This window comes from Actinomyces sp. SKVG-SVH-4(1) (assembly GCF_048514265.1).
GTDB lineage: Bacteria > Actinomycetota > Actinomycetes > Actinomycetales > Actinomycetaceae > Actinomyces > Actinomyces oris.
Map to the genome: position 1 here is coordinate 268,071 of NZ_JBGEVE010000003.1, position 7,905 is coordinate 275,975.

Below are 7,905 nucleotides of genomic sequence, written 5' to 3' on the forward strand. Positions count from 1 at the left end.
CCGGGTGCCTTGGATCACCCCGGGCGACCGCACCGGGACGAGACGTGAGAAAACCCGCACCCCAGCCACGTTGCAAGCCCATCTCAGCGCCCAGGTGGCGAGCTCGGCGGGGTAGTCTGGGCCGGGCGCAGTTCCCCTGCGCTCCGCCTTGCTGCCCGCAAGGCCGAACCCACCCCCGAGTCCACAGGAGATCGAGTGCTCAGCGCGTTCACTCAGGCGTTCAGAACGCCAGACCTCAGGGCGAAGCTGCTCTTCACCCTCGGCATCATGGCCCTGTTCCGGCTCGGGTCGATCCTGCCGGCGCCCGGCGTCAACCTGGCCAACGCCAAGTACTGCATCGGGGAGGCCGGCAAGGACCAGAACCTCCTCAGCCTGGTCAACGTCTTCTCCGGTGGTGCGCTGCTCCAGCTGAGCGTCTTCGCGCTGGGCATCATGCCCTACATCACCGCCTCCATCATCATCCAGCTCCTGCGGGTCGTCATCCCCCGCTTCGAGGAGCTCCACAAGGAGGGGCAGGCGGGCACCGCCAAACTCACCGAGTACACCCGCTACCTCACCATCGGCCTGGGACTGCTGCAGTCCAGCACCATCGTGGCCACGGCCAAGAGCGGTCAGCTCTTCCAGGGGTGCGCCAGGGCCCAGCACATCATCGCCGGCGACTCGATCGTCACCCCGCTGCTCATCATCATCACCATGACCGCCGGTACTGGCCTCATCATGTGGCTGGGTGAGCTCATCACCGAGCGCGGCATCGGCAACGGCATGTCGCTGCTCATCTTCACCTCCATCGTGGCCCAGTTCCCCTCCAACATGTTCTCCATCGCCGGAGGCAACAACGGCGCGGCCAACTTCGCCATCATCGTGGCCGTCGTCCTCCTGGCCACCCTTGCGGTCGTGTACATCGAGCAGGCCCAGCGGCGCATCCCCGTGCAGTACGCCAAGCGGATGATCGGGCGCCGCCAGTACGGCGGGTCGACCACCTACATCCCGGTCAAGATCAACACCGCCGGGGTCATCCCCGTCATTTTCGCCTCCTCGATCCTGGCCATGCCCCAGCTCATCGCCGGCTTCGGGAGCCCCACGAGCAAGTGGGTGCAGTGGATCCTGACGAACCTGCAGCAGACGAGCCCGATCTACCTGACCGCCTACGGCGTCCTCATCCTCTTCTTCGCCTTCTTCTACACGGCCATCACCTTCGACGCCGAGGAGATCGCGGACAACATGAAGCGCTACGGCGGCTTCATCCCCGGCATCCGCGCCGGTGAGCCCACCGTGCGCTACCTGTCCTACGTCATCAACCGCATCACGACGGCCGGCTCCATCTACCTGGTGGTCCTCGCCCTCATCCCGACGCTTGCCGTCATCTGGCTGGACCTGGCCCAGCACCTGCCCTTCGGCGGAACCACTATCCTCATCATGGTGGGTGTGGGCCTCCAGACCGTCAAGGAAGTCAACTCCCAGCTGCAGCAGCGTCACTACGAAGGGTTCTTGTCATGAGCGCACGCATGGTTCTTCTCGGTCCCCCCGGAGCGGGTAAGGGCACCCAGGCCGCCCGGATCGCCGAGCGCCTGAGCATCCCGGCCATCTCCACCGGAGACATCTTCCGCGCCAACGTCGCCGGTGCCACCGAGCTCGGCACCCAGGCCAAGGCCTACATGGACAAGGGCGAGTACGTCCCCGACTCCATCACCAACGCCATGGTGGCCGACCGCATCGCCCAGGACGACTGCGAGAACGGATTCCTCCTGGACGGCTACCCGCGCACCACGGCCCAGGTCGGAGAGCTCGACTCCATGCTGAAGGCCTCGGGCCTGGCCCTCGACGTCGTCGTCGAGATCACCGCCGACGCTGAGGCCGTCGTCGCCCGCCTGCTCAAGCGGGCCGGCGAGCAGGGGCGGGCCGACGACACCGAGCCGGTCATCCGCCGCCGCCTCGAGGTCTACGCCGAGTCCACGGCGCCGCTGGCCGGGCTCTACGCCCAGCGCGACCTGCTGGTTCAGGTCGACGGTATGGGCGAGATCGACGTCGTGACCGGCCGCATCATGGAGGCCCTCGCCTCCCGCGGCATCACCGGCTCCTGAAGCCCACGCTCACCGGCGGGTCGTCTGCTTAAGCGGACGACCCGCCTGCGCATGCTCCGGCCCGTTCCCGTCCCTGACGGGGGAGCCGGAACCGCCCCAGGCCCAGCCCGCTACACACGACCCCAGGAGGCACCCGTGCTCTCACGCGAACAGATCCAGATCAAGACGCCGGAGCAGGTTCGTCTCATGCGCCGGGCCGGGCTCGTCGTCGCCGACATCCACGCCGCCCTGCGCGAGGCGGTGCGTGCAGGAATCACCACCGCCGAGCTCGACGCCGTCTCGGCCGGGGTCATCAAGGCCGCCGGCGCTCACTCCAACTTCCTGGGTTACTACGACTACCCGGCCACCGTGTGCATCTCGGTCAACGAGGAGGTTGTCCACGGCATCCCCGGTGAGCGGGTTCTGGCCGACGGCGACCTGGTCACCTTCGACTGCGGCGCCTACATCGTCGACGAGGACGGCACCCAGTGGCACGGCGACGCCGCCTTCACCACCGTCGTCGGCGGGACCTACCTGAGCGAGACCGACCGGCTCGTGGACACCACCACCCGGCAGGCCCTGTGGGAGGCCATCGCCGCCGTCGCCCGCGCCGCAGCGGGGGAGGGGCGGGGGCGCCAGCTGTGCCTCAACGCGGTCGGTGACGCCGTCGAGGCCGTTGTCGCGGACGTGACCGAGCGGGAGGGCCACGAGCTGGGGATCCTCCAGGAGTACGTCGGCCACGGCATCGGCACGAGCATGCACATGGCCCCCGACGTCCTCAACTACTCCGTCAAACGGCGCGGCCCCCGCCTGCGCCCCGGCATGGTGCTGGCCATCGAGCCCATGCTCACCGCCGGCAGCCCGGACACGCGCGAGCTCGACGACGGCTGGACCGTCGTCACCCGAGACGGTTCCCACGCCGCCCAGTGGGAGCACACCGTGGCCATCGTCCCCGGCGGCGTGTGGGTCCTTACCGCGCCCGACGGCGGCGCCGAGGGCCTCGCCCCCTACGGTATCGAGCCCAAGGCGCTGGGCTGAGACGCCGAGGCGGGAACCGCTGCGGGGGTGCGTCCTCGACGAGGCACGCGCCTGCGGTGTGTCAGGAAACACCGCGTGATCGCGCCATCTGGCATGGTGGAGCCCGGGCCGTCTGCCGTAAAGTTATCCGCTGGACGCGCGTCCGTCGATGACGCATGCCCTCGTACCGCATTCACGACCCTGGCAACGGGGGCCTGCCTGCGGTGGGCCTGCGCAACGGCGACCGCGGCTGCCCGACGGCGACGTCGTCGGGGTGAACTCGAGCGAGAAAGCACCGATGGAGGAACATGGCTAAGAAGGACGGAGTCATCGAGGTCGAGGGATCGGTCGTCGAGGCCCTTCCGAACGCGATGTTCCGGGTGGAGCTGAGCAACGGGCACGTCGTGCTCGCGCACATCTCCGGAAAGATGCGGCAGCACTACATCCGCATCCTCCCCGAGGACCGGGTGGTCGTGGAGCTGAGCCCCTACGACCTGTCCCGCGGCCGAATCGTCTACCGGTACAAGTGACATGTCGGCTCCCAGAGCCGGCGGAGGAACATCATGAAGGTCAAGCCGAGCGTCAAGAAGATCTGTGACAGCTGCAAGGTGATTCGTCGCCACGGCCGCGTCATGGTCATCTGCGAGAACCCGCGGCACAAGCAGCGTCAGGGCTGAGTCCCCGGCGCCGGGCCGCCCAGTAAGCTGGACGGCCCTTTCCAGCACCCATCCCAGCGCACCCGCACCGCGGGTCCGCAACCCCCGGTTCTCGGAGGCCGGGGCCACCAGGCGAGGTGGGGGAGATGGGTGACGACCTCCGGGAGCACACAGGAGAACCACACCGTGGCACGCATTTCCGGTGTCGACCTGCCTCGCGAGAAGCGAGTCGAGATCGCACTCACCTACATCTTCGGGATCGGACGCACCCGCGCGGACGAGACCCTGAAGGCGACGGGCGTCAACCCCGACACCCGCGTCAAGGACCTCACCGAGGAGGAGCTGGTCAAGCTCCGCACCCACATCGACGGCAACTACCAGGTTGAGGGTGACCTGCGTCGTGAGGTTCAGGCGGACATCCGCCGCAAGATCGAGATCGGCTGCTACCAGGGCCTGCGCCACCGCCGCCACCTGCCGGTGCACGGTCAGCGCACCAAGACCAACGCGCGTACCCGCAAGGGCCCCAAGCGCACCGTGGCCGGTAAGAAGAAGGCCAAGTAAGCAGCAGCTCGCGCCCGCCCAGCGCAGGGCGCAGTGACGACCTCATCACGAAGAAGGAAGAATGCCTCCCAAGACCCGCGCCGCCGCGCGCAAGACGCGCCGCAAGGACCGCAAGAACGTTACCCACGGTCACGCCTACATCAAGTCCACCTTCAACAACACCATCGTCTCGCTGACGGACCCGCAGGGCGCCGTCATCGCCTGGTGCTCCTCCGGCCAGGTCGGCTTCAAGGGCTCGCGCAAGTCGACCCCCTACGCCGCCCAGCTCGCCGCCGAGGCCGCCGCCCGGCGCGCCCAGGAGCACGGCATGAAGAAGGTTGACGTCTTCGTCAAGGGCCCCGGCTCCGGCCGCGAGACCGCGATCCGCTCCCTCCAGGCCGCCGGCCTCGAGGTCGGCTCGATCACCGACGTCACCCCCCAGGCCTTCAACGGCTGCCGCCCGCCCAAGCGCCGTCGCGTCTGAGCTTTAAGGGGACGACGGCGCAGCCGGTTGCTGCGTCGTCGTCTCACCACGTTCCGCCCCCACGGCGGGACGCGGAGTAGGGCCGGCCCGGTCGGGCCGGCTGCTCCACCCATGAGGAACGGCGTCATATAGCGGGCGCCGCGACGAAAGGAAACCACGTGCTCATTGCACAGCGACCCACGCTCACCGAGGAGGTCGTGGTCGAGGACCGCCGCTCGCGCTTCGTGCTCGAGCCCCTCGAGCCCGGCTTCGGCTACACGCTCGGCAACTCCCTGCGCCGCACGCTGCTGTCCTCCATCCCGGGGGCGGCCGTGACCAGCGTCCGCATCGACGGGGTGCCCCACGAGTTCCGCACGATCCCCGGGGTCAAGGAGGATGTCGCCCAGATCATCCTCAACATCAAGGAGATCGTCCTGTCCTCGGAGAACGACGAGCCGGTCGTCATGTACCTGCGCAAGTCCGGTCCGAGCGAGGTCACCGCCGGTGACATCACCCCGCCGGCCGGCGTCGAGATCCACAACCCCGATCTGGTCATCGCCACTCTCAACGAGAAGGGCAAGCTGGAGATCGAGCTGACGGTCGAGCGCGGCCGCGGCTACGTCTCCGCCAACCAGAACAAGGACCCCAACGCGGAGATCTCCCGCATCCCGGTGGACTCGATCTACTCGCCGGTCAAGAAGGTCTCCTACTCCGTCGAGGCCACCCGTGTGGAGCAGCGCACCGACTTCGACCGTCTCATCGTCGACGTCGAGACCAAGTCCTCCATCACCCCGCGTGACGCCCTGGCCTCCGCCGGTAAGACGCTCGTGGAGCTCTTCGGCCTGGCCCGTGAGCTCAACGTCGAGGCCGAGGGCATCGAGGTCGGCCCCTCGCCGATCGACGAGGCCTTCCAGCAGGACCTGGCCCTCATGATCGACGAGCTCGACCTGCAGGCCCGCTCCTCCAACGCCCTCAAGCGCGAGGGCATCCACACCGTCGGTGAGCTCGTCTCGCGCAGCGAGGCCGACCTGCTCGACATCCGTAACTTCGGCGCCAAGTCCATCTCCGAGATCAAGGACAAGCTGGCTGAGCTGGGGCTCTCCCTCAAGGGCTCCCCGGTCGACTACGTCTCGGACGACGACTACGCCAACCCCACGTTCAGCGACGAGACCCAGGCCTGAGCCGGCTCGTTATTCACCTAGGAGACAACCATGCCTCGCCCCACTAAGGGTCCCCGTCTGGGCGGCAGCGCCCAGCACGAGCGTCACCTGCTCGCCAACCTGGCCACGCAGCTCATCGTTCACGAGTCGATCAAGACCACGGAGGCTCGCGCCCGTCGCCTGCGTCCCTACGTCGAGAAGCTCATCACCAAGGGCAAGCGCGGTGACCTGCACGCCCGCCGTACCGTGCTGAAGAAGGTGACGGACAAGTACGCCGTCTACCGTCTCTTCGAGGAGCTCGCCCCCAAGTTCGAGGGCCGCGAGGGCGGTTACACCCGCATCATCAAGACGACCCCCCGCAAGGGCGACAACGCCCCCATGGCGGTCATCTCCCTGGTGCTGGAGCCGGTTGCCCGTAAGGAGATCGTGGAGGACGCGGTCGCCACCGCTAAGAAGGCCGCCCAGAACGCCGTCGCCGACGAGGACAAGGCCGAGAAGAAGGCCACGACCGAGAAGGCTGAGGAGAAGGCCGACAAGGCTGACAAGGCCGAGTACGCCGGCGCGGTCCGCCTCGAGGAGGGCGCCACTGACGCTCCCGACGACGACCACCTGGTCAAGGGCAACGAGGACTCCATGAAGTACCACGTTCCCGGCTCGCGCTGGTACGACGCCACGGTTGCCGAGGTCTGGTTCGCCAGCGCCGAGGACGCCGAGGCCGCGGGCTTCGCCCCCGCCGGCGGCGCCGCCGCCCAGAAGGTCGAGAAGTGAGCCAGAGCTGACGCTCTGAGCGAGAACTCAGGGAGGGCCGGTCACCTAATGGTGACCGGCCCTCCCCGTGTTTGCGTGAGGTGGTGGCGGGCCCGTCAGTCGTCGTCTTCCTTCATCCGTTTGAGGACCTCGTCGCGCTCCTTCCGGATGCGGGCGGCCTCCTTAGTGTTGCCACTCCGCTCCAGGATGTTTGCGTAGGTGTTGAGGGACTTGGCGAGGTTGGGGGTGTGGGCGGCTGGGTTGTGCTTGGCCAGGGTCTGGTAGAGGTTGGTGGCTTCTTGGGCGGTTGTGAGGGCCTCGCGCTGCTGGCCGTTTGCGGCCTGGCGGTTGGCGAGGTTGTTGAGGGAGGCGGCGAGGTTGGGGGTGTAGGCGGCTGGGTTTTGCTCGGCCAGTCTCCTTTGGATGGTGACTGCTTCTTGGGCAATCTGGAGGGCGTCGTGCTGCTGGCCGTTGCTGTCCAGATGGTTGGCGAGGTTGTTGAGGGAGGCGGCGAGGTTGGGGGTGTAGGCGGCTGGGTTGTGCTTGGCCAGGGTCCGGTAGAGGTTGGTGGCTTCTTGGGCAATCTGGAGGGCGTCGTGCTGCTGGCCGTTTGCGGCCTGGCGGTTGGCGAGGTTGTTGAGGGAGGCGGCGAGGTTGGGGGTGTAGGCGGCTGGGTTTTGCTCGGCCAGTCTCCTTTGGATGGTGTGAATCGCCCCGGGTTTGATGGAGGCAGTGATGACACGGAAGGATCACTGTCATGGGACAGAAGAAGTACCCCGATGAGCTGCGCGAGCGAGCTACGAGGATGGCGTTGGACGCGTTGGCTGACCCGGCGCGGGCCAAGGGCGCGATCCGCAGGATCGCCGACGAGCTGGGTGTCCACCCCGAGGCTCTGCGCACCTGGGTCAAGAAGGCCCAGATCGACCAGGGCACCCGGCCCGGCACCACCACCGACGAGGCACAGCGGATCAAGGAGCTGGAGAAAGAGGTCCGAGAGCTTCGAAGAGCCAACGCGATCCTGAAGAGCGCGTCAGCTTTCTTCGCGGCGGAGCTCGACCGCCCATCCCGTTGATCTGCCAGTACATCGAGACCAAGAAGGAGGAGTTTGGGGTCGAGCCGATCTGCAAGGTGCTCACTGGCGCCGGAGTCAAGATCGCCCCGAGTTCCTACTACGCCCGCCGTAGCCGGCCTCCTAGCGCCAGGAGCCTGCGCGACGAGACCCTCAAGGCGGAGATATCTAAGGTCCACAAGGACAACTACTC

11 protein-coding genes, 1 pseudogene and 1 other annotated feature are annotated in these 7,905 nt (G+C 67.5%); of the genes and pseudogenes, 11 read left to right on the plus strand and 1 reads right to left on the minus strand.

Features of this window, described 5'->3' with window-relative positions:
- Positions 1 to 195 precede the first annotated feature (195 nt).
- From secY to rplQ, 9 genes are all read left to right on the plus strand, one after another.
- The gene (gene secY, locus AB7V09_RS04570; RefSeq protein ID WP_009405748.1) at positions 196 to 1,497 is read left to right on the plus strand and encodes a preprotein translocase subunit SecY; all 1,302 of its coding nucleotides are present in this window, start codon (positions 196 to 198) and stop codon (positions 1,495 to 1,497) included.
- Positions 1,494 to 2,081: an adenylate kinase gene (locus AB7V09_RS04575; protein WP_419143052.1), complete on the plus strand. Its 588-nt coding sequence runs from the start codon at positions 1,494 to 1,496 to the stop codon at positions 2,079 to 2,081. Before secY ends, AB7V09_RS04575 begins: the two co-directional genes overlap by 4 nt.
- A 135-nt stretch (positions 2,082 to 2,216) precedes the next feature.
- A complete protein-coding gene (gene map, locus AB7V09_RS04580) occupies positions 2,217 to 3,098 on the plus strand; it encodes a type I methionyl aminopeptidase (RefSeq protein WP_419143053.1) in 882 nt (293 codons plus the stop codon).
- 287 nt (positions 3,099 to 3,385) lie between these two features.
- Positions 3,386 to 3,607, plus strand: coding sequence for a translation initiation factor IF-1 (gene infA, locus AB7V09_RS04585; protein ID WP_003781847.1), 222 nt, complete (start codon positions 3,386 to 3,388; stop codon positions 3,605 to 3,607).
- A 33-nt stretch (positions 3,608 to 3,640) separates the two neighbouring features.
- Positions 3,641 to 3,754 (plus strand): 50S ribosomal protein L36, encoded by a 114-nt coding sequence (rpmJ, locus tag AB7V09_RS04590; RefSeq protein ID WP_003781903.1) that lies wholly within the window; start codon positions 3,641 to 3,643, stop codon positions 3,752 to 3,754.
- Between the two features lie 165 nt (positions 3,755 to 3,919).
- Positions 3,920 to 4,294 carry a 30S ribosomal protein S13 gene (rpsM, locus tag AB7V09_RS04595; protein WP_010614542.1) on the plus strand — a complete coding sequence of 125 codons (375 nt, stop codon included), beginning with the start codon at positions 3,920 to 3,922 and terminating at the stop codon, positions 4,292 to 4,294.
- A gap of 61 nt (positions 4,295 to 4,355) precedes the next feature.
- On the plus strand, positions 4,356 to 4,757 hold the full coding sequence (gene rpsK / locus AB7V09_RS04600) for a 30S ribosomal protein S11 (RefSeq protein ID WP_003781888.1): 402 nt from the start codon (positions 4,356 to 4,358) through the stop codon (positions 4,755 to 4,757).
- Between the two features lie 158 nt (positions 4,758 to 4,915).
- Positions 4,916 to 5,917 (plus strand): DNA-directed RNA polymerase subunit alpha, encoded by a 1,002-nt coding sequence (locus tag AB7V09_RS04605; protein ID WP_003789324.1) that lies wholly within the window; start codon positions 4,916 to 4,918, stop codon positions 5,915 to 5,917.
- A gap of 30 nt (positions 5,918 to 5,947) precedes the next feature.
- Positions 5,948 to 6,664 (plus strand): 50S ribosomal protein L17, encoded by a 717-nt coding sequence (gene rplQ, locus AB7V09_RS04610; protein WP_419143054.1) that lies wholly within the window; start codon positions 5,948 to 5,950, stop codon positions 6,662 to 6,664.
- Between the two features lie 95 nt (positions 6,665 to 6,759).
- Here the strand turns inward: rplQ and AB7V09_RS04615 are convergent, their stop codons facing one another.
- On the minus strand, positions 6,760 to 7,380 hold the full coding sequence (locus AB7V09_RS04615) for a tetratricopeptide repeat protein (RefSeq protein WP_419143061.1): 621 nt from the start codon (positions 7,378 to 7,380) through the stop codon (positions 6,760 to 6,762).
- Between the two features lie 20 nt (positions 7,381 to 7,400).
- Here AB7V09_RS04615 and AB7V09_RS04620 point away from each other — a divergent pair, with 20 nt between their 5' ends.
- Together AB7V09_RS04620 and AB7V09_RS04625 are read left to right on the plus strand one after the other, a co-directional pair.
- Positions 7,401 to 7,715: a transposase gene (locus AB7V09_RS04620; protein WP_419143055.1), complete on the plus strand. Its 315-nt coding sequence runs from the start codon at positions 7,401 to 7,403 to the stop codon at positions 7,713 to 7,715.
- Positions 7,676 to 7,804 (plus strand) — a sequence feature (AL1L pseudoknot). It overlaps the preceding gene by 40 nt.
- Positions 7,712 to 7,905 (plus strand): annotated as a pseudogene (locus tag AB7V09_RS04625) (IS3 family transposase); the annotation flags it as partial. It overlaps the preceding feature by 93 nt. The gene AB7V09_RS04620 and the pseudogene AB7V09_RS04625, both read left to right, overlap by 4 nt.